We start from the raw sequence: 19,942 nt of genomic DNA, 5'->3' as shown, positions 1-19,942 counted from the left end.
CTCAGACCGTGGCCTGCGCGGCCCGGGCGGCGGTGAGGATCTCGGACGCGTCGTGCCCGCCCGGCTGCTCGCCCCGCGCGGCGGCGCGCTCGGCGAGGCGCAGCAGCGCGGCGTTCAGCGGCGTCGGGACCCCGTGCAGGCGGCCGAGCAGGACGATCTCGCCGTTCAGGTAGGCGGCCTCGATCGATCCGGCGCCGCGCACCAGGCTCTGCCAGGACGAGCCGCCGCGGCGGTCCACCCCCGGCAGGTCGACGAGGGTGAAGTCGCCGCGCACCGCGGCCTCCTCCTCGGGGGACGTCGGCTCGATGCCGGCGGCGGTGAGGACGGCCCGGGCCTCGGCGACGGTCGCGTCCAGCAGCTCGCGGGCCGCCGGCTCGCGGACGGGCCCGCACAGCGCCTCGACGGCGTTGCCCAGGTTGCTGAGCAGCTTGGCGTACTTCCACGCCATGACGTCGGCGACGACGGGTGCGCGGAAGCCGGCGGCCTCCAGGTCCGTGCCGACGGTCGCCAGGTCCGCGCCGGGGTCGCCGGCGGGGATCGGACCGAGGGTCAGCACACCCGGGACGGGGCTCCCGGCGGCGGAGACGCGGCCCGGCTCGAGGAAGGTCGCCGGCAGCCAGACGCACATCCCGGCGACGCGGGCGAACCGGCGCAGGGCCGTGCGCTCGTTGTCGACGCCGTTCTGCGCGCAGACCAGCAGCAGCCGCTCACCGGCCGTGCCGCCGCCGGCCACCGGGCGGTCGGCCCACTGCGCCGTCGTGGCCGCGGTGTCCTGGCCCTTGACCGCGAGCACCAGCACGTCGTCGGGCCGCAGCTCGACGTCCTCGGGACCGGCGGCGACCGGCGCGTGCACCACGCGCGCGCCCGCCTCGGTGGTCAGGTGCAGGCCGTCGGCCCGCACCGCGTCCAGGTGGGCACCGCGGGCGACGAGCACGACCGCGCGCCCCGCCTCCGCCAGCAGCCCGCCGATGGTCCCGCCGACCGCGCCGGCGCCGATGATCACGTATCGCACCCGGTCACGGTGCCACATCACGAGGCCGCGCGGCGCACCGGCCCGGCCCCGACGTACGGTGGCGAGCATGACCTCTTCTGTCGTCGCCGTCACCGGCGGCTATGTCGTCCCCGTCTCCTCCGACCCGATCGACGGCGGCACCGTCCTCATCCGCGACGGCCGCATCGAGGCCGTCGGCGCCGACGTCGCGATCCCCGACGGCGCGACCGTCGTCGACGCCGCAGGCCGCTGGGTGCTCCCCGGCTTCGTCGAGGCGCACGGCCACGTGGGCATCCATGAGGAGGGCGAGGGCGTCGCGGGCAACGACACCAACGAGATGACCGGGCCGAACATGGCGGCGGTGCGCGCCGTCGACGGCATCAACATCGACGACGAGGGCTTCCGCGACGCGCTGTCCGGCGGCGTGACGTCCGTCGTCGTGAAGCCCGGGTCGGGCAACCCGATCGGGGGCCAGAGCGTCGCGATCAAGTCGTGGGGCGGCCGCACGATCGACGAGCAGGTCATCTCCGCGTCGGTCAGCGTGAAGTCGGCGCTCGGCGAGAACCCGAAGCGCGTCTACGCGGAGAAGAAGCAGACGCCGCAGACCCGCCTCGGCACGGCGCTCATCATCCGCGAGGCGTTCACCGCCGCGCAGCACTACCGGGCGGCCCGCGCCGCCGCCGAGGCCAAGGGCGAGCCGTTCAAGGTCGACCTGGGTCTGGACACGCTCGCGCGGGTCCTCGACGGGGAGCTCGTCTGGGACCAGCACGCGCACCGGCACGACGACCTGGTGACCGCGATCCGCCTGGCCGACGAGTTCGGCTACCGGCTGGTGCTCAACCACGGCACCGAGGGGCACAAGATCGCCGACGTCCTCGCCGAGCGGGACATCCCCGTCATCTTCGGCCCGATGTTCACCTCCCGGTCCAAGGTCGAGCTGCGGGACCGTGCGATCGCCAACCTCGCCGCGCTGGCGAAGGCCGGCGTCCGCGTCGCGATCACCACCGACCACCCCGTGGTGCCGATCAACTTCCTGGTGCACCAGGCGACGCTCGCGGTGAAGGACGGCCTGCCCCGCGAGACCGCCCTCGAGGCGCTGACCGTGAACCCGGCGTCGTTCCTCGGCCTCGACGGCCGCGTGGGTGCCCTCGAGCCCGGCCGCGACGGCGACGTCGTCATCTGGTCGGGCGACCCGCTCGACGTGCACGCGCGCGCCGAGCACGTCCTCATCGAGGGCCGCACCGTCTACACCTGGGACGCCGCGACGTCCACGGCGACCGTCGTCGAGCGCGCCGCCCGCTTCCCCGCCTGACCCGCGCGGCGCCGCGCCGCGCCGCGCCTTGCCGTGAGGTCGTCACTCCTGCACGAGGTCGTCCCGCAGGAGTGACGACCTCGCGCGTACGTGACGACCTCACCGGGGAAGGGTGCCGCGGCGGGGTTCATGGGTGGGGCTCAGGTGGGGGTCAGGGGACTCCCGGGGGTGCGGGGTGCACTGGGTGCTGTCGGCGCCACCGCGGTGCCGCCCGCAGGAGGTGTCCCGCATGAACCAGCACGACCAGCAGCAGCCCGCCGAGCCCGCGCAGCCCCACGACGCCGCGCAGTCCGGCTCGCCCGACGACGCCGCGCGGCCCGTCTCGCCCGACGACGCCGCGCGGCAGCAGGCGTACGCCGCGTCCACGTACGCCGAGGGGTCCGCCCTGCCGCAGCAGGTGTACGCCGCGTCCACCTACGCCGTCCCCGCCGGCGCGAGCGCGGTCTCCCCGCCGCGCCGTTCGCGCCGGCGCCGCACGGCCGTGGCGCTGCTCGCGTCGGGGGCGGTCGCCGCGGGGCTGGTGCTCGGCGGGTCGGCGCTCGCGCTCGGCCTGCCCGACGACACGTCCGCCGGCACGGGCCTGGCCGCGGCGCCGGGAACGGGCCAGGGCAGCGCCTTCGGCTACCGGGGCACGACCCCGGGCACGACCCCGGGCACCACCCCGGGCACGACCCCGGGCACCACCCCGGAGGGCACGGCGCCCGGGTCGTCGTCCTCGTCGGGCACGGCGACGCTCGACACCACCACGGCGTCCGACGCGCAGCAGGCCGGGGTCGTGCTGATCAGCACCGTGCTGGGCTACCAGTCGGCCGAGGCGGCCGGCACCGGCGTCGTGCTGACCTCCGACGGCCTGGTCGTCACCAACAACCACGTCGTCGAGGGCGCCACGGAGATCACCGTGACCATCGGATCGACGGGCGAGTCCTACGCCGCCGAGGTCGTCGGCACCGACGCGACGGCCGATGTCGCGGTGCTGCAGCTGCAGGACGCCGCCGGCCTGACCACCGCCGCGCTGGACGACGACGCCGCCGCGGTGGCGGTCGGCGACGCGGTCACCGCGGTCGGCAACGCGGAGGGCGGTGGCGTGCTGCTCGCCGCCGCGGGCACCGTCACGGGGCTCGAGGAGTCGATCACCACCCAGGCCGAGGGCGTCTCGTCCGGCGAGTCGCTGACCGGCCTCATCGAGGTCGACGCCGACGTGGTCTCGGGCGACTCGGGCGGCCCGCTGCTGGACGACGAGGGCGAGGTCATCGGCATCACGACGGCGGCGTCGTCGGGGTCGTCGGACATCACGGGCTACGCGATCCCGGTCGAGGACGTGCTGGACGTCGTCACGCAGATCGTCGCCGGCGAGGACACGGACACGATCACCCTCGGCTACCCGGCGTTCCTGGGCGTGCAGCTCGCGACCGGCAGCGCCCCCGGCCTGACCTCCGGCGCCCCGATCGCCGGCGTCGTCGAGGGCACCCCCGCGGCACAGGCCGGCCTGGCCGCGGGCGACACGGTCACCGCGGTGGACGGCACCGCCGTGGCCGACGCCGACGCGCTCAGCGCGCTGCTCGCGACCTACGCCCCCGGCGACCAGGTCACGCTGACCTGGACCGCCGCCGACGGCAGCGCGCACACGGCGACGGTGACCCTGGTCGAGGGCCCCGCCGCCTGACACCGTCACCGAGCGCGCCGCGCCCGCGCTGGGCAGCGGCGCCAGGCCCTACGCTCACTCACCATGGCCGTCACGATGCAGGACGTCGCGCGTCGCGCCGCCGTGTCCGTGAAGACGGTGTCCCGCGTGGTCAACGACCACCCGCACATCAGCCCGGACAAGCGCGCGCGGGTGCTCGCCGTCATCGACGAGCTCGGCTACCGGCTCAACCCCGCGGCCCGCTCGCTGCGGACGGGGCGGTCCGGCGTCATCGGCCTGGGGCTGCCGGACCTGCGCGAGCCGTACTACGCCGAGCTGGCGCACGCGGTGCTGGAGCAGGCGGGCCGCCGCGGGCTGACCGTGCTCGTCGACCCGACGGGCGGCGACCCGGACCGCGAGCTGGCGTTGCTGCGGGGCCGCGGTGGCGGGCTGGACGGGGTGCTGCTCTACGCGCTGGGCGTCGGTGCCGAGGACGCGGCCGTCGCCGCCCTGCCCGCCGTGCTGCTGGGGGAGCGGGTGGCGCCGGGCGCGTCGGCGGCCGTCGACGTCGACCCCGCGGTGGCGGCCGCGGTCGCGCACCTGGTGGAGACCGGCCGCCGGCGGATCGCCGTCCTCGGCGCGGACCCGCGCGCGGGGTCGCCCGGCGCCCGGCGCACGGCCGCGTTCCGCCGGGCGGCGGCGGACAACGGACTGGACGTCGACGAGGCCCTGCTCGTCGACGTCGGGCCGCGCTGGGGCCGGCAGGAGGGGGCCGTGGCCGCCGCGCGGCTCCTCGACGCGGGCCGGCCGTTCGACGCCCTGCTCGCGCACAACGACGCGCTCGCGCTCGGCGCGCTGCGGACGGCGCTGGACCGCGGGCTGCGGGTCCCCGAGGACCTCGCGGTGATCGGGTCGGGGGACACCGAGGACGCCCGGTACGCCGTGCCGTCGCTGACCTCGATCGCGCAGGGCACCACCGAGATCGCCGGCACCGCCGTCGCGCTGCTGGCCGACCGGATCGAGGGCCGGCCGCCGCGCGAGGACGAGCCGTGGGCCGCCGCCGTGGACCTGCGGCTGCGCGAGTCGACGATGGGGGTGGGCGTCGCGTGACCGAGGACCCGCGCCGCGCGGTGACGATGGCCGACGTGGCCCAGGCCGCCGGAGTGTCGGTGAAGACCGTGTCGAACGTGCTGGCCGACCACCCGCAGGTCCGGTCCGGTACCCGGGACCGGGTGCTGGCCGCCGTCGACGCCCTCGGGTACCGGCTCAACCCGGCGGCGAGCCGGCTGCGCTCGGGCCGCACCGGCGTGATCGCGTTCGCCCTGCCGCACCTGTACCAGCCGTACTTCGGCGACGTCGCCGAGCGGGTGATCGCCGAGGGCGAGCGGCACGGGTACACGGTGGTCATCGAGCCGACCGACGCCCTCGCCGCGCGGGAGCGGGCGGTGCTGTCCGGGGCGCGGGCGCAGCAGGTGGACGGGGCGATCCTGTCCCCGGCGGCGCTCGGCGTGGACGACCTGCATGGACTGGTCGTCGAGGGGCCGGTGGTGCTGCTCGGCCCCCGGCTCGAGGCGCCGCCCGTCGACCAGGTCGCGATGGACGACCGCGGCGCCGCCCGCACCGCCGTCGAGCACCTGCTGGCGGCCGGTCGCCGGCGGATCGCCGCCGTGGGCACCACGCCCGACGGCGGGTCGGCCGACCTGCGCGAGGCGGGCTACCGGGACGCGCACGCGGCCTTCGGCGTGCCGGTCGACGACGCGCTGCTGCTGACGGCGCCCGACTGGGACCGCCGCGCGTCCGGGGCCGCGGCGGCCGTGCGGCTGCTGGCCTCCGGTGCGCCGTTCGACGCGGTGTTCTGCTTCAACGACGCGATGGCCTTCGGCGTGCTGCGCGTGCTGGCCAGCCGCGGCCTGCGGGTCCCGGACGACGTCGCGGTCGTCGGGTTCGACAACACCGAGCAGTCCCGGTTCTCCACGCCGCCGCTGACGTCCGTCGACCCGGGGCAGGAGCAGATCGCGCGCGCCGCCGTCGACCTGCTGGTGCGGCGGATCGAGGGCCGGACGGGCGCGCCGGAGGTGGTCGTCGCCGAGCACCACCTGGTGGTCCGCGAGTCCAGCGGCGGCCCGCGCACCCCGGTCGCCTGACCCACCGCTGCCGGACCCCCTCGGCGCCGGCCCGTCGGGACGGGGAGGGCGCCGTGGGTGGTGAGGTGCATCGATGTCATCTCGCGCATGACGTTCCGGAGTGCGGCGCGCGTCGGCGGAAGCCGCGGATCGCGCGTCTACCGTGCCCGGCGGGCCGGCCTCGCAGGACGGCAACCCGCGGTCGCGTCGTGTCCCGGCGGTTGACATCGATGTAAGCGACGTTGCAGAGTGGCGGCGCACGCACCGTCGCTCGCACCGCACGAAGGCAAGGAAGCCCATGTCGCACGCCACCACCGCCGCACCGGCCACCGCGCCCACGCCCACGACGCGCACGACGCCCGCCGCCGCGCCGGCCCCGCGCCCCGCGCACGCCGGCCCCGTCGCGCCGCGCGCGACCGACCGCCTCGCGCAGCGCCCGCTCGCGGCCTCCGACGTCCGTCTCGACCCGGCCGGTCACCTCGGCCGCTGGCAGCGCCTGAACGCCGACGCCACGCTGCCGCACACCGTCGCGATGCTCGAGGAGAGCGGCGTGCTGCCGAACCTGCGGCGCGTCGTGGGGGAGTCGGACGCGGACTACGTCGGGTACCAGTTCGCCGACTCCGACCTCTACAAGACGCTGGAGGCCATCGGCTGGGAGATCGGCCGCACCGGCACGCAGGACTGGGACGGCTTCCTCGCGGACACCCTCGACCTGCTGACCCGCGTGCAGGACGAGGACGGCTACCTCAACTCGTTCGTCCAGGGCACCCGGCCGGACGAGCGGTTCGCCGACCTGCGCTGGGCGCACGAGCTGTACTGCTTCGGCCACCTGATCCAGGCCGCGGTCGCGCTGCACCGCGGCGCGGACCGCGACGACTACCTCGCGCTGGCCCGCCGCAGCGCCGACCTGCTGGTGCGGGAGTTCGGGCCCGAGGGTCGCGCGGGCTACTGCGGGCACCCGGAGGTGGAGACGGCCCTGGTGGAGCTCTACCGCGAGACCGGCCACCAGCCGTACCTGGCGACCGCCCGGCGGATGGTCGACGAGCGCGGCCAGGACCTGGCGCTGCTGGGCCCGGACCGGCTCGGCGCGCACTACTTCCAGGACCACGCCCCGGTGCGCGCGTCGCTCGAGGCCACGGGCCACGCGGTGCGCCAGCTCTACCTGAACGCGGGCGTCACCGACGTCTGGACCGAGCAGGGCGACGACACGCTGCTCGCGGCGATGGACGCGCAGTGGGACTCGGCGCACCACCAGAAGATGTACATCACCGGCGCGATGGGATCGCGGCACTTCGACGAGTCGTTCGGCGACGCCTACGAGCTGCCGCCGGACCGCGCGTACGCCGAGACCTGCGCGGCCATCGCCGACGTGCACTGGAGCTACCGGATGCTCCTCGCCGAGGGCGGGTCCCGGTACGCCGACGCCATCGAGCGGGCGCTGTACAACGCGGTCGCCGCGTCGGTGTCGTCGGACGGCTGCGCGTTCTTCTACTCCAACCCCCTGCACCTGCGGGAGGGCCACCGCGAGGAGGAGAACGCGCCGTCCCGCCGGACGCCGTGGTACTCCTGCGCGTGCTGCCCGCCCAACATCGGCCGGCTCGTCGCGTCGCTGCACACCTACCTGGCGACGACGACCGACGAGGCGCTGCGGCTGCACCTCTACAGCGCCGCCGCCATCGACCTGCCCGCGCACCTCGGCACCGGGATCGTCCGCGTCGGCACCGCGTACCCCGCCGACGGGCGCGTGCTGGTCGAGGTCGACGGCGAGCTGACCGGCCGCCTCGAGCTCCGGGTGCCGGGCTGGGCCCAGGGCGTCCGGGTGGTGGTCGACGGTGCCGAGCGCACCGACCTCCCGGTGGAGGACGGCTACCTGGTCCTGCCCGCCGCGACCCGGCAGGTCGAGCTCGACCTCGACATGCCGGCCCGGACCATCGCGGCGCACCCGCGGGTCGACGCGGTGCGCGGCTCGGTCGCGGTCGTCCGCGGGCCGGTCGTGTACTGCGTCGAGCAGGCCGACCACCCGGGCGGGCCCTCGGTCGAGGACGTCCGGCTGCGCGCCGGCGCCGCGCTGACCGTCGTCCCGGGCGACGGCCCGCTGCCCCGGGTCGAGGCCGAGGGCGTCGCGGCGGAGGCGAGCGAGGTCCCGCTGTACCGCTCCGGCGCCGACGCCGCCCCGACCGCGGGCCGCACCGTGCGCCTCACGGCGATCCCCTACGCCGAGTGGGGCAACCGGACGCCCGGCGCGATGCGCGTCTGGCTGCCGGTCGCCTGACCGGCACGGAACTCCCAGCAGCACCCACCACGACGAAGGGACGGCGCGACGATGCGCAGACGGGTGAGGAGGGCGGCAGCACTCGCCGCGGCGGTGGTGCTCGGCGCGAGCGCGTGCGCGAGCGGACCCGGGAGCGGCGACGAGGACACCGTCACGCTCTGGGTCCGGGACTACCAGAAGAGCATCATGGGGACGCTGGCGGACGAGTTCAACGCCACGCACGACACGCAGGTCGAGGTCACGCTGGTGCCTGCGACCAGCTTCGTGCAGAAGCTCGGCACGGCGGTCGCCGCGTACCAGGGACCCGACATCGCGTCGCTGGACCTGGTGTTCGCGCCGTACTTCGCGTCCGCCGGCGTGCTGGCCGACGTGACCGACCGGGTCGAGGCCCTGCCGTACGCGGACGACCTCAGCCCGGCGCACCTGGACCAGGTGACCTACGAGGGCCGCACGTACGGGGTGCCGTTCACGGGTGACGTCTCGGTGATGTTCTACAACAAGGCGCTCTTCGCGCAGGCCGGGCTCGACCCGGAGCAGCCGCCGACCACCTGGGCGCAGGTGCAGGAGGCCGCCGAGGCGGTCGCCGCGATCGGCGACGGCACCAGCGGGTTCGTGTTCTCCGGCGCGTGCGGCGGCTGCAACATCTTCTCGCTGACCCCGCTGGTCTGGGCGTCCGACGGCGACGTGCTGAACGCGGACGGGACGCAGGCCCGGCTCGACTCCGACGAGGTCGGCGGCGCCCTGCAGCTCTACCGCGACCTGTACGACGCCGGCACGATGCCCGAGCTGGTCCGCACCGACGCCGGCCCGAACGCGGCGACCGCGTTCCAGAGCGGCACCGTCGGCATCCGGTTCGACGGGACGTCGTTCATGTCGACCCTGGTCGGCGACGGCGCCGTCGACTTCGGCGTCGCGCCGATCCCCGGCCAGGACGGCGGGTCCGCGTCCTTCGCGGGCGGCGACGTGCTGTCCGTGATGACCGGCGCCGCCAACCCCGACGGCGCCTGGGAGTTCCTCGAGTGGGCGACCGACCGCGACGCCCAGCAGGTGCTCGCCGACAACGCCATCCTGCCGATCCGGATGGACCTGCTGGACGAGATCTACGTCCCGCGCGACCCGCGGTTCCAGGTGTTCGCGGACGCGCTGGCCGTGGGGCACGTGCCGTACTCGATCGTCGAGAACGAGCTGTTCAACGACAACAACGGCGTCTGGGCGGGCTTGATCCAGGACGCCGTGTTCGGACCCGGCAGCGTCGCCGACGCCCAGGCCGAGGCCCAGCGGGACGCGCAGGCGATCCTCGACAAGGCGAACGACTGACCCACCGCGACGCCGGGCGGCACCTCCGCCCGGCCCTAGGACGACGGAGTTCTGAGCGATGACCGCACCTGTGATGGCACCACCGGCGCCCGGTGGCGTCGCCCTGCCGAGGGGGCGACGGCGCACGACGCTGGCCCGCCGGCGCACGTACCTCGGCCTGCTGATGGTGGCGCCCGCCGTCGTCATGCTCGGCCTGTTCTTCCTCTGGCCGCTGACCCAGACCGTCCGCATGTCGTTCTACGACTGGCCGATGCTGGGGGAGCACACCTGGGTCGGCCTGCAGAACTACACGGACGCGCTGACGGACTCCGACTTCCTCGCGGCGGTCGGGTTCACGCTGCAGTACACGCTGGTCGCGACGCCGCTGCTGTTCGCAGTGGCCCTGGTGCTGGCGCTGCTGGTCCGCGGTGGCAGCCGCGCGGCCCGCGGGTTCCAGACGATCTTCTTCATCCCCGTCGTCATCGGCATGGCCGCGGCGTCGTACCTGTGGATGTACCTGTTCCAGCCCGACCTCGGCCCGGCGAGCGCGCTGGGGGAGCGCGCCGGGCTGCTGGACGCGTCGCAGAACTCCTTCGCGACGTTCACCTCCGCGCTGGTCATCGTGCTGGCGATGGTCACCTGGAAGGTCGTCGGCCTGCAGATGCTGCTGCTGTCCTCGGGCCTGCAGTCCATCCCGGTCGAGGTCGACGAGGCCGCCCGCATCGACGGGGCCGGCCGGTGGCAGGCGTTCCGGCACATCACGCTGCCGCTGCTGCGCCCGACGCTCGCGCTGGTGCTCGTGTTCTCGGTCGCCGGCTCGCTGCTGGCGTTCGACCAGTTCTTCATCATGACCGCCGGCGGGCCGTCCAACTCGACGATCACCGCGGTGTTCCAGACCTACCGGACCTCCTTCATCCAGTTCGAGCTCGGCGCCGGTGCCGCGATGTCGGTGCTGCTCATGGTCGTCCTCGCGGCCGTGAGCGCCCTGCAGATGCTCCTGCTGAGGAACACGGACAACGCATGAGCACCCTGGTCGCCGCCGACGCCTCGGCCCTCGCCACGCCCGACCCGTCCCGCCGCGCGGCCCGTCGTCGCCGCGGCCGCGTCCCCCGCACGATCGCCGAGGTGCGCGCGTCCATGCCGCGGCTCGCGTGGTGGGTCGTCTGCCTCTGCCTGGCGGTCCTGTTCCTCTACCCGCTGTACGTCATGCTCACGCAGAGCCTGAAGTCGCCGGCCGAGGCCGTCGCGGTGCCGCCGACGATGTTCCCGCAGACCTGGTCGCTGGAGAACTACGCGCAGCTCGCCGACAGCTCGTCGGGCATCAGCCTCCTGCGCTCGCTGGGCAACTCGGTGCTGGTGTCGGTGTCGGTGACCCTGCTGACCACGCTGGTGGCGACGCTCGCCGGGTACGGGTTCGCGAAGCTCCCGTTCCGGGGCTCGGGGTTCATCTTCTTCCTCGCGCTGGTGGCGTTCATGGTGCCGTTCCAGGCGATCATCACGCCGCTCTTCCTGATCCTGCGCGACCTCGGGCTGCTCGGGTCCCTGCCCGGCCTGGTTCTGGTGATCGCGACGTTCAGCCTGCCGTTCGGGCTGTTCCTCATGCGGAACACGTTCGCCGCGCTGCCCGGCTCCCTGGAGGAGGCCGCGATGATCGACGGCTGCAGCACGCTGGGGGCCATGCGCCGGGTGCTGCTGCCCGTCGCGCTCCCGGGCGTCATCTCCACCGCGCTGCTGACCTTCTTCACCGCGTGGAACGAGTTCTTCGCGACGCTGATCCTGCTCGTCGACCAGGACAGGTACACGCTGCCGGTCAGCCTGCAGATGCTGGCGTCGGGCCAGAACAACCAGGTGGACTGGGGCGTGATGCAGGCCGGCGTGACCGTCACGGTCGTACCGTGCATCGTGATCTACCTGCTGCTCCAGAAGTACTACGTCAGCGGCCTGCTCTCCGGCGCCGTCAAGTAGCGCGCTCGCACCACCACCAGGAAGGACCCCCGTGGCACACGCCCGCCTCACCGTCGACCCCGAGCTCGTCGTCTCGCCGGTCCACCGCCGCACGTTCGGCTCGTTCGTCGAGCACCTCGGCCGCTGCGTCTACACCGGCATCCACGACCCCGGCCACCCCACCGCGGACGCCGACGGGTTCCGCGAGGACGTCCTGGAGCTCGTCCGCGAGCTCGGCGTCACCACCGTCCGGTACCCCGGCGGCAACTTCGTGTCCGGCTACCGCTGGGAGGACGGCATCGGGCCGGTCGACGAGCGCCCCGCACGGCTCGACCTGGCCTGGCACTCCCTCGAGCCGAACACCGTCGGCGTCGACGAGTTCATGCGCTGGACCCGCAAGGCGGGCGTCGAGCCGATGATGGCCGTGAACCTCGGCACCCGCGGCGTGCTCGAGGCCGTCGACCTGCTGGACTACTGCAACGGCTCCGCGCCGACGGCCTGGGCGCAGCAGCGTGCGGCCAACGGCTCGCCCGAGCCGTACGGCATCCGCATGTGGTGCCTCGGCAACGAGATGGACGGCCCGTGGCAGACGGGGCACAAGACCGCGCACGAGTACGGCCGGCTCGCCGCCGAGACCGCCCGCGCCATGCGCCAGGTCGACCCGACGCTCGAGCTGGTCGCGTGCGGCTCGTCCGCGCCCGACCTGCCGACGTTCGGGTCGTGGGAGCGCGAGGTGCTCACCGAGACCTACGACCAGGTCGACTACATCTCGATCCACCGGTACTACGAGGTCAAGGGCGACGACGTCGCGTCGTTCCTCGGCTCGTGCGTCGACATGGACGCGTTCATCGACGACGTCGTGTCGACCGCCGACGGCGTGCGCGCCGCGCTCAAGGCCACCAAGCGGCTGAACCTGTCGTTCGACGAGTGGAACGTCTGGTACCAGTCCCGTGCCGCGTCGGTGCCGCCGGCGGGCGACGACTGGCCGGTCGCCCCGCCGCTGCTCGAGGACCACTACACGGCGGCCGACGCGGTCGTGGTCGGCAACATGCTGATCACGCTGCTGCGGCACTCGGACCGCGTGACGGCCGCGTCGCAGGCGCAGCTGGTCAACGTGATCGCGCCGATCATGACCGAGCCCGGTGGCCGGGTCTGGAAGCAGACGATCTTCCACCCGTTCGCGCAGGCGTCGTCGCTGGCGCAGGGTTCCGTGCTGCGGGTCGCCCCGCAGTCGGCCACGTTCCCGACCGCGCAGCACGGCGACGTCCCCGCCGTCGACGCCGTCGCCACGTGGGACGAGGAGACCGGCACGGGCGCGCTGCTCGTGGTCAACCGCCACCCGGAGGAGCCGCAGGACCTGACGGTGGACCTCAGCCGGCTCGGCGACGTCCGCGTCGCGGCGGCCACCACGCTGCACGACGAGGACCCGTTCGCCCGCAACAGCGCCGACGACCCCGACCGGGTCGCCCCCCGCGCGCGCGACGACGTCGCCCTGACGGACGGCACCCTGACGATGTCCCTCCCGGCGATCAGCTTCAGCACCGTCCAGCTGACGCGCGCCTGAGCGGACGGCCCCCCGCGCGGTCGTCACCCCGGCACGAGGTCGTCACACCGGCACGAGGTCGCCCCGCAGGACGGACGACCTCGTGCACGCGTGACGACCTCGGCGGGCGGGGTGCCCGCGCGGACCGGGCGCCGCGTCGCCGCCCTCCCGGTGTCCCAACCAGGCGGACGACGCCGCGCACGCCCCCTCACCGGGCGTCGGCGTCGGCTCCCCGGATCGCGGCCCTGCCGGCCTCGAGCCGCGCGACCGGCACCCGGAACGGCGAGCAGGACACGTAGTCCAGCCCGACCGCCTCGAAGAACCGGATCGACTCCGGGTCGCCGCCGTGCTCGCCGCACACCCCGACGCTGAGGTCCGGCCGGGTGGCCCGGCCCTCCTCGACGGCGATGCGGACGAGCCGTCCGACCCCCTTCGTGTCGATGGTCTCGAACGGGGACACGGTGAGCACCCCGTTCGCCAGGTACGCCGGGAAGAAGGCCCCCTCGACGTCGTCGCGGGAGAAGCCCCACGTCGTCTGCGTGAGGTCGTTCGTCCCGAACGAGAAGAACTCCGCGACCTCGGCCATCCGGTCCGCGGTGAGCGCGGCCCGCGGCAGCTCGATCATCACGCCCACGGGCAGCTGCAGCGGCACGCCGCGGGCAGCCCCGACCTCGGCCATGATCGCCAGCGCCTCGTCCCGCACCAGGTGCAGCTCCATCACGGAGCCCACCAGCGGCACCATGATCTCGGCGTGCGGGGTCCCGCCGGCCTCGAGCCGGTCCGCGGCCGCCTCGCACACGGCCCGGATCTGCAGCGCGAACAGCCCCGGCACCACGAGGCCGAGCCGGACCCCGCGCAGGCCGAGCATCGGGTTCGCCTCGTGCATCCGCCGCACGGCGGCGAGCAGCCGGACGTCGCGCGGGTCGGCCTCGCCACGGGCGTCCGCCAGCGCCACCCGCACGGCGAGCTCGGTCAGGTCGGGCAGGAACTCGTGCAGCGGCGGGTCGATCAGCCGGATCGTGGCCGGCAGCCCGTCCATCTCCGCGAGCAGCGCGCCGAAGTCCGCCCGCTGCAGGGGCAGCAGCGCGTCGAGCGCCGCCTGCCGCTCGTCGTCGTCCTCGGCCAGCACGACCCGCTCGACCAGCACCCGGCGCTCGCCGAGGAACATGTGCTCCGTGCGGCACAGCCCGATGCCCTCGGCGCCGAGCGCCCGGGCGCGCCGGGCGTCCTCGGCGGTGTCGGCGTTGGCCCGGATCCGCAGCCGCCGGGTGTCGTCGGCGTGCCCGAGCAGCCGGTGCACGGACTGCACCAGGTCCGCGGTCTGCGCGTCGTCGCCCGCCTGCGCGAGCGCCGCGTCGAGCCCGTCCTCCAGGTAGGTGCTGACCGGGGACGGCACCACGGGCACTGCGCCGAGGTAGACCTCCCCGGTGGAGCCGTCGATGGCGATGACGTCGCCCTCGGCCACGGCGTGGCCCCCGACCTTGAGCGAGCGCCCGGTGGGGTCGATGTCGAGCTCGTCGGCGCCGACGACGCAGGTGCGACCCATGCCGCGGGCGACCACGGCGGCGTGCGAGGTCTTCCCGCCGCGCGCGGTGAGCACCCCGACGGCGGCGATCATGCCGCCGAGGTCGTCGGGGTTCGTCTCGCGGCGCACGAGCACCACGTCCTCGCCCTCGGCCGCCCGCGCCTCCGCGGCGGCCGAGTCGAACACCGCACGACCCACCGCGGCGCCGGGGGAGGCGCCCATGCCGCGGGTCAGCAGCGTGCGGTCCGCGTGCGCGTCGAACCGGGGGAACATCAGCTGGGACAGCTGCTCGCCGCTGACCCGGGCCAGCGCCTCGTCCAGGGTGATCAGGTGCTCGTCCACCAGCTGGGTGGCGATCCGGAACGCCGCGGGCGCCGTGCGCTTGCCGACGCGGGTCTGCAGCATCCAGAGCTTGCCGCGCTCGACCGTGAACTCCACGTCGCACAGGTCGCGGTAGTGGGTCTCCAGGCGGCGCATCGCCTGCTGCAGGTCCGCGTAGGCCCGCGGGTCGACCTCCTCCATCTCCGCCAGGCTCAGCGTGTTCCGGATGCCCGCGACCACGTCCTCGCCCTGCGCGTTCACCAGGTAGTCGCCGTAGTCGCCGGTGCGCCCGGTCGCGGGGTCGCGGGTGAACGCGACACCCGTGCCCGACGTGGGGCCGAGGTTCCCGAACACCATGCTGACGACGTTGACCGCGGTGCCGAGGTCGTCGGGGATGCGCTCGCGGCGCCGGTACAGCCGTGCCCGGTCGGTGTCCCAGGAGCGCAGGACGGCGACGATCGCCAGGTCCAGCTGCTCGCGCGGGTGCTGCGGGAACTCCCTGCCCGCGTCGGTGCGGACGATCTGCTTGAAGGCGTCGACCAGGGCGCGCAGGTCGGTGGCGTCGAGGTCGACGTCGTGCTCGACGCCCTTCGCGGCCTTCGCCTCGTCCAGGGTGTCCGCGAACCGCGCGCCGTCGATGTCGAGCACGGTCTTGCCGAACATCTGGATCAGCCGGCGGTAGGAGTCCCACGCGAACCGCTCGTCGCCGGAGTACTCGGTCAGCCCGACGACCGACGCGTCGTTCAGCCCGACGTTGAGCACGGTCTCCATCATCCCGGGCATCGAGAACTTGGCGCCGGAGCGCACGGAGACCAGCAGCGGGTCGTGGAAGTCGCCGAGCCGCCGGCCGAGCTCGTCCTCCAGCTTGCGGAGCGCCATCGTGACCTCGACGCGCAGCTCCGGCGGCAGGTGCCCCGTGCGCATGAAGGCGCGGCAGGCGTCCGTCGTGATCGTGAAGCCGGGCGGCACCGGCAGGCCGAGCCGGGTCATCTCGGCCAGGTTCGCGCCCTTGCCGCCGAGCAGGTCCTTCTGGTCCTTCCCGCCCTCCGAGAAGTCCTGGACGTACCGCGCCACGTCAGCCTCCGCGTCGGCCCTGCGGGGGCGCCCTCGCCCCCGGCCTCCCCAGTGTCCCGCGCGGGACGGCGCTTGCCCACCCCTGCGCGGCCTCCGGCGTCGGGGGAATGAGCGGGCGGTGCGTGGGCGGCGGTCGGTAGGATGGGTGCACCCACCCGCCCTACGAAGGAGCGCGACGGCGCAAGCCGAGCACATGGCCGAGACCACACCCGACCGGAACGGTCGACCGCTCCCCGGCGCAGCCCGGGTCGAGCACCGGATCACGATCCCGTCCAGCGTGTCCATGGTCGAGCTGCTGGGCCTCAACGACCAGGTCCTGCGCGCCGTCGAGACCGGGTTCCGCACGGTGGACGTGCACGTGCGCGGCAACGAGATCACGCTGGCCGGCCCCGCCGGCGACGTCGCCCTGGTCGCGCGCCTCGTCGACGAGCTGGTCGAGATGGCCGCCGGCGGCACCCCGCTGACCCCGGACGTCGTGACCCGCTCCGTCGCCATGCTCACGGCCGGCACCGCCACCCGGCCCGCCGACGTGCTGTCGATGAACATCCTGTCCAACCGCGGGCGCACGATCCGGGCCAAGACCGCGGGCCAGAAGGAGTACGTCGAGGCGATCGACCGGAACACGGTCACGTTCGGCATCGGGCCGGCGGGCACCGGCAAGACCTACCTCGCGATGGCCAAGGCCGTGCAGGCGCTGCAGGCGCGGCAGGTCAACCGCATCGTGCTGACGCGTCCCGCGGTGGAGGCGGGGGAGCGGCTCGGGTTCCTGCCCGGCTCGCTGAGCGAGAAGATCGACCCGTACCTGCGCCCGCTGTACGACGCGCTGCACGACATGGTCGACCCGGACTCGATCCCGCGGCTGATGGAGGCGGGGACGATCGAGGTCGCCCCGCTGGCCTACATGCGCGGCCGCACCCTCAACGACTCCTTCATCATCCTCGACGAGGCGCAGAACACCTCGGCCGAGCAGATGAAGATGTTCCTCACCCGCCTGGGCTTCGGCTCGAAGGTCGTGGTCACCGGCGACGTCACGCAGGTCGACCTGCCGTCGGGGACCACGTCCGGCCTGCGGGTGGTCGAGTCGATCCTGGCGGACGTCGACGACGTCGCGTTCTGCCGCCTGTCCTCCTCCGACGTCGTCCGCCACCGCCTGGTCGGCGACATCATCGACGCCTACGCACGCTGGGACCACACCGGAAAATGAGCATCGAGGTCAACAACGAGTCCGGCCACGAGGTCGACGAGGCGGAGTTCGCCGCACTGGCGCGCTTCGTGCTCGACCAGATGCACGTGCACCCGCAGACCGACCTGTCGATCATGTTCGTCGACACCGAGGTCATGACGGACCTGCACGTGAAGTGGATGGACGAGCCCGGCCCCACCGACGTCCTGTCCTTCCCGATGGACGAGCTGCGGCCCGGCCGCGCCGACGACCCGACGCCCGCGGGGCTGCTCGGCGACGTCGTGCTGTGCCCCGAGGTCGCCGTCGAGCAGGCCCGCACCGCCGGGCACTCGACCGTCGAGGAGATGCTGCTCCTCACCACGCACGGGATCCTGCACCTGCTGGGCTACGACCACGCGGAGCCGGAGGAGGAGAAGGAGATGTTCGGCCTGCAGCGGCAGCTGCTGCTGACCTTCCTCGCCGGCCGATGAGCGACGTCCCCGTCGGGCTGCTCGCGGCGCTGACCGTCCTGGCCGTGCTGGCCGCGGCGGCGCTGTCCGCGGGCGAGGCCGCGGTGGTCCGGATCAGCCGGAACGCCGTCGCCGACCTGCTGTCCGCCCGGAACCCCGCCGCGGAGCGCGTGCGCCGCCTCACCGCGGACCGCGCGGCCGTCGCCGGGTCCGCCGCCGTGCTGCGCCTGCTCTGCGAGATGCTGGCCGCGGTCTGCCTGACGCTCGCGATCGCCGCCTCCGACCTGGTCTGGTCGGTCGAGCTCGTCATCGCGGTCGCCGCGTGCGCGTTCCTCACGGTCGTGCTGGCCCGGTTGAGCCCCCGCTCCCTCGGGCACCGCTACCCGAGCCAGGTGCTGAGCCTCACGTCGGGGCTGCTGCTGGCCGTGCGCGCCGTCGCCGGGCCGCTGGTCCGCGTGGCGCCGGGCGTCGGCGGCGACCAGGACGAGCACGAGCTGCGCGAGATCGTCGAGCGCGCCGGGGACGCGGGCGGGGTCGACCTGGACGAGCGCGCGATGGTCCGGTCGGTGCTCGGCCTCGGCGACACGCTCACGCGCGAGGTGATGGTGCCGCGCACCGACATGGTCACGACCGTCGAGTCGACCCCGCTGCGCAAGGTGCTCTCCCTGCTGCTCCGCTCCGGCTACTCCCGCGTGCCCGTCGTCGGGGAGCAGGTCGACGACCTGCGCGGCGTGCTGTACCTCAAGGACCTGGTGCGCCGGATGCAGGACGACCCGGCCGCGGCCGAGGCGCCCGCGGGGTCGCTGGTGCGGCCCGCCGTGTTCGTGCCCGAGTCCAAGCCCGTCGACGAGCTGCTCCGCGAGCTGCAGGCCGGCGCGTCGCACATCGCGATGGTCGTCGACGAGTACGGCGGCATCGCCGGCCTGGTCACCATCGAGGACGCCCTCGAGGAGATCGTCGGCGAGCTGACCGACGAGCACGACCCGTCCGCCCCGCAGGTCGAGGACCTGGGCGGCGGCACCTTCCTCGTCCCGGCGCGGCTCGGCAAGGACGAGCTGGGCGAGCTGGTCGGCCTCGAGGTCGACGACGACGACGTGGACACCGCCGGCGGCCTGCTCGCGAAGGCGCTCGGCAAGGTCCCGATCCCCGGCTCGGCGGGGGAGATCCACGGGCTGCGGCTGGTCGCGCAGGGCACGGAGGGCCGGCGCAAGCGCGTCGCCCGCGTGCTCGTGTCGCGCGCCCCGGAGCCCGACCCCGACGCGCAGCCCCGCGACGAGCCCGTCGCCGCCGACACCCGCACCGACCACTGACGGAGACCCCCGTGACCCACCGCTCCGGATTCGCCTGCCTCGTGGGGCGACCCAACGCCGGCAAGTCCACGCTGACCAACGCCCTCGTCGGGCAGAAGGTCGCGATCACCTCCGGGCGCCCGCAGACCACCCGGCACACCATCCGCGGCATCGTGCACCGCCCCGACGCGCAGCTCGTGCTCGTGGACACCCCGGGGCTGCACCGCCCGCGCACGCTGCTCGGCGAACGGCTGAACGCCCTCGTCCGGGACACGCTGAGCGAGGTCGACGTGGTCGGGTTCTGCCTGCCGTCGGACCAGAAGGTCGGCCCGGGCGACCGGTTCATCGCCGAGCAGCTCGCCTCCCTGGGCCGGCGCACGCCGGTCGTCGCCCTGGCCACCAAGGCCGACCTCGTCGGCAAGCAGCGGCTCGCGGAGCACCTGCTGGCGGTGCAGGAGCTCGGCGAGTGGGCCGACATCGTGCCGGTGTCCGCGGAGTCGGGCTACCAGGTGCCGACCGTCGCGGACGTGCTGGTCTCCCACCTGCCGGAGGGGCCGGCGCTGTACCCCGAGGGCGAGCTCACCGACGAGCCCGAGTCCGTCATGGTCGCCGAGCTGGTCCGCGAGGCGGCGCTGGAGGGCGTCCGCGACGAGCTCCCGCACTCGCTGGCCGTCGTCGTCGACGAGATCGTGCCGCGCGACGCCGCGGAGGGCGAGGCGCCGCTGCTCGACGTCCGGGTCAACCTGTACGTCGAGCGGGACAGCCAGAAGGCGATCATCATCGGCAAGGGCGGCTCCCGGCTGCGCGAGGTGGGCACGACGGCCCGGCGCGGCATCGAGGCGCTCCTCGGCTCGCGCGTCTACCTGGACCTGCACGTGAAGGTGGCCAAGGACTGGCAGCGCGACCCGAAGCAGCTGGGGCGGCTGGGGTTCTGAGCGCCACGACGACCCGGGACGACCAGGAGGTCCCGGAGCACCCGCAGCACGTCTGGGATGATCG

The 19,942-nt window shown here is 74.4% G+C and carries 15 protein-coding genes; 13 read left to right on the top strand and 2 right to left on the bottom strand.

From position 1 onward, the window contains the following. Nucleotide 1: 1 nt before the first annotated feature. The gene (locus tag ACWPWW_RS05070; protein ID WP_454049247.1) at nucleotides 2–1,012 is read right to left on the bottom strand and encodes a ketopantoate reductase family protein; all 1,011 of its coding nucleotides are present in this window, start codon (nucleotides 1,010–1,012) and stop codon (nucleotides 2–4) included. A 67-nt stretch (nucleotides 1,013–1,079) separates the two neighbouring features. Here ACWPWW_RS05070 and ACWPWW_RS05065 point away from each other — a divergent pair, with 67 nt between their 5' ends. From ACWPWW_RS05065 to arfA, 9 genes are all read left to right on the top strand, one after another. Further along, nucleotides 1,080–2,303, top strand: a complete 1,224-nt coding sequence (locus ACWPWW_RS05065) for an amidohydrolase (protein WP_454049246.1) — start codon at nucleotides 1,080–1,082, stop codon at nucleotides 2,301–2,303. Between the two features lie 229 nt (nucleotides 2,304–2,532). Further along, complete coding sequence (locus ACWPWW_RS05060) at nucleotides 2,533–3,966, top strand: S1C family serine protease (RefSeq protein ID WP_454049245.1); 1,434 nt, start codon at nucleotides 2,533–2,535, stop codon at nucleotides 3,964–3,966. 63 nt (nucleotides 3,967–4,029) lie between these two features. Then, nucleotides 4,030–5,034 (top strand): LacI family DNA-binding transcriptional regulator, encoded by a 1,005-nt coding sequence (locus ACWPWW_RS05055; RefSeq protein WP_454049244.1) that lies wholly within the window; start codon nucleotides 4,030–4,032, stop codon nucleotides 5,032–5,034. After that, a complete protein-coding gene (locus ACWPWW_RS05050) occupies nucleotides 5,031–6,068 on the top strand; it encodes a LacI family DNA-binding transcriptional regulator (protein ID WP_454049243.1) in 1,038 nt (345 codons plus the stop codon). Before ACWPWW_RS05055 ends, ACWPWW_RS05050 begins: the two co-directional genes overlap by 4 nt. A gap of 277 nt (nucleotides 6,069–6,345) precedes the next feature. Beyond that, nucleotides 6,346–8,319, top strand: coding sequence for a glycoside hydrolase family 127 protein (locus tag ACWPWW_RS05045; RefSeq protein ID WP_454049242.1), 1,974 nt, complete (start codon nucleotides 6,346–6,348; stop codon nucleotides 8,317–8,319). Nucleotides 8,320–8,382: 63 nt separating this feature from the next. Continuing rightward, nucleotides 8,383–9,636, top strand: coding sequence for an ABC transporter substrate-binding protein (locus ACWPWW_RS05040; RefSeq protein ID WP_454049241.1), 1,254 nt, complete (start codon nucleotides 8,383–8,385; stop codon nucleotides 9,634–9,636). Between the two features lie 58 nt (nucleotides 9,637–9,694). Beyond that, the gene (locus ACWPWW_RS05035) at nucleotides 9,695–10,639 is read left to right on the top strand and encodes a carbohydrate ABC transporter permease (protein WP_454049240.1); all 945 of its coding nucleotides are present in this window, start codon (nucleotides 9,695–9,697) and stop codon (nucleotides 10,637–10,639) included. Next, nucleotides 10,636–11,580, top strand: a complete 945-nt coding sequence (locus ACWPWW_RS05030) for a carbohydrate ABC transporter permease (RefSeq protein WP_454049239.1) — start codon at nucleotides 10,636–10,638, stop codon at nucleotides 11,578–11,580. Before ACWPWW_RS05035 ends, ACWPWW_RS05030 begins: the two co-directional genes overlap by 4 nt. Before the next feature lie 31 nt (nucleotides 11,581–11,611). Beyond that, nucleotides 11,612–13,123: an arabinosylfuranosidase ArfA gene (gene arfA, locus ACWPWW_RS05025; RefSeq protein WP_454049238.1), complete on the top strand. Its 1,512-nt coding sequence runs from the start codon at nucleotides 11,612–11,614 to the stop codon at nucleotides 13,121–13,123. A 187-nt stretch (nucleotides 13,124–13,310) separates the two neighbouring features. Here arfA and ppdK read toward each other — a convergent pair whose 3' ends face one another. After that, entirely contained in the window at nucleotides 13,311–16,022 is a 2,712-nt protein-coding gene (gene ppdK / locus ACWPWW_RS05020; protein ID WP_454049237.1) for a pyruvate, phosphate dikinase, read from the bottom strand. 193 nt (nucleotides 16,023–16,215) lie between these two features. On the opposite strand from ppdK, the gene ACWPWW_RS05015 reads away from it, so the two are divergent. The 4 genes from ACWPWW_RS05015 to era are packed head-to-tail and all read left to right on the top strand — an operon-like array spanning nucleotide 16,216 to nucleotide 19,878. Further along, nucleotides 16,216–17,226 (top strand): PhoH family protein, encoded by a 1,011-nt coding sequence (locus tag ACWPWW_RS05015; RefSeq protein WP_454049236.1) that lies wholly within the window; start codon nucleotides 16,216–16,218, stop codon nucleotides 17,224–17,226. Next, a complete protein-coding gene (gene ybeY / locus ACWPWW_RS05010) occupies nucleotides 17,223–17,675 on the top strand; it encodes an rRNA maturation RNase YbeY (protein ID WP_454049235.1) in 453 nt (150 codons plus the stop codon). Before ACWPWW_RS05015 ends, ybeY begins: the two co-directional genes overlap by 4 nt. Beyond that, the gene (locus tag ACWPWW_RS05005) at nucleotides 17,672–18,964 is read left to right on the top strand and encodes a hemolysin family protein (protein WP_454049234.1); all 1,293 of its coding nucleotides are present in this window, start codon (nucleotides 17,672–17,674) and stop codon (nucleotides 18,962–18,964) included. The genes ybeY and ACWPWW_RS05005 overlap by 4 nt, the downstream gene beginning before the upstream one ends. Before the next feature lie 11 nt (nucleotides 18,965–18,975). Beyond that, nucleotides 18,976–19,878 carry a GTPase Era gene (gene era / locus ACWPWW_RS05000; protein WP_454049233.1) on the top strand — a complete coding sequence of 301 codons (903 nt, stop codon included), beginning with the start codon at nucleotides 18,976–18,978 and terminating at the stop codon, nucleotides 19,876–19,878. Nucleotides 19,879–19,942 lie beyond the last annotated feature (64 nt).

The sequence above is a fragment of the Cellulomonas sp. Marseille-Q8402 genome (assembly GCF_965119525.1).
This window is presented reverse-complemented; position numbering and strand designations above follow the sequence as displayed.

Bases quoted from the DNA above. Each gene is read 5' to 3' on its own strand.
- ACWPWW_RS05055 (WP_454049244.1), top strand. From the start codon at position 4,030: ATGGCCGTCACGATGCAGGACGTCGCGCGTCGCGCCGCCGTGTCCGTG.
- ACWPWW_RS05060 (WP_454049245.1), top strand. From the start codon at position 2,533: ATGAACCAGCACGACCAGCAGCAGCCCGCCGAGCCCGCGCAGCCCCAC.
- ACWPWW_RS05065 (WP_454049246.1), top strand. From the start codon at position 1,080: ATGACCTCTTCTGTCGTCGCCGTCACCGGCGGCTATGTCGTCCCCGTC.
- ACWPWW_RS05030 (WP_454049239.1), top strand. From the start codon at position 10,636: ATGAGCACCCTGGTCGCCGCCGACGCCTCGGCCCTCGCCACGCCCGAC.
- ACWPWW_RS05005 (WP_454049234.1), top strand. From the start codon at position 17,672: ATGAGCGACGTCCCCGTCGGGCTGCTCGCGGCGCTGACCGTCCTGGCC.
- ACWPWW_RS05045 (WP_454049242.1), top strand. From the start codon at position 6,346: ATGTCGCACGCCACCACCGCCGCACCGGCCACCGCGCCCACGCCCACG.
- ybeY (WP_454049235.1), top strand. From the start codon at position 17,223: ATGAGCATCGAGGTCAACAACGAGTCCGGCCACGAGGTCGACGAGGCG.
- ACWPWW_RS05015 (WP_454049236.1), top strand. From the start codon at position 16,216: ATGGCCGAGACCACACCCGACCGGAACGGTCGACCGCTCCCCGGCGCA.
- ACWPWW_RS05035 (WP_454049240.1), top strand. From the start codon at position 9,695: ATGACCGCACCTGTGATGGCACCACCGGCGCCCGGTGGCGTCGCCCTG.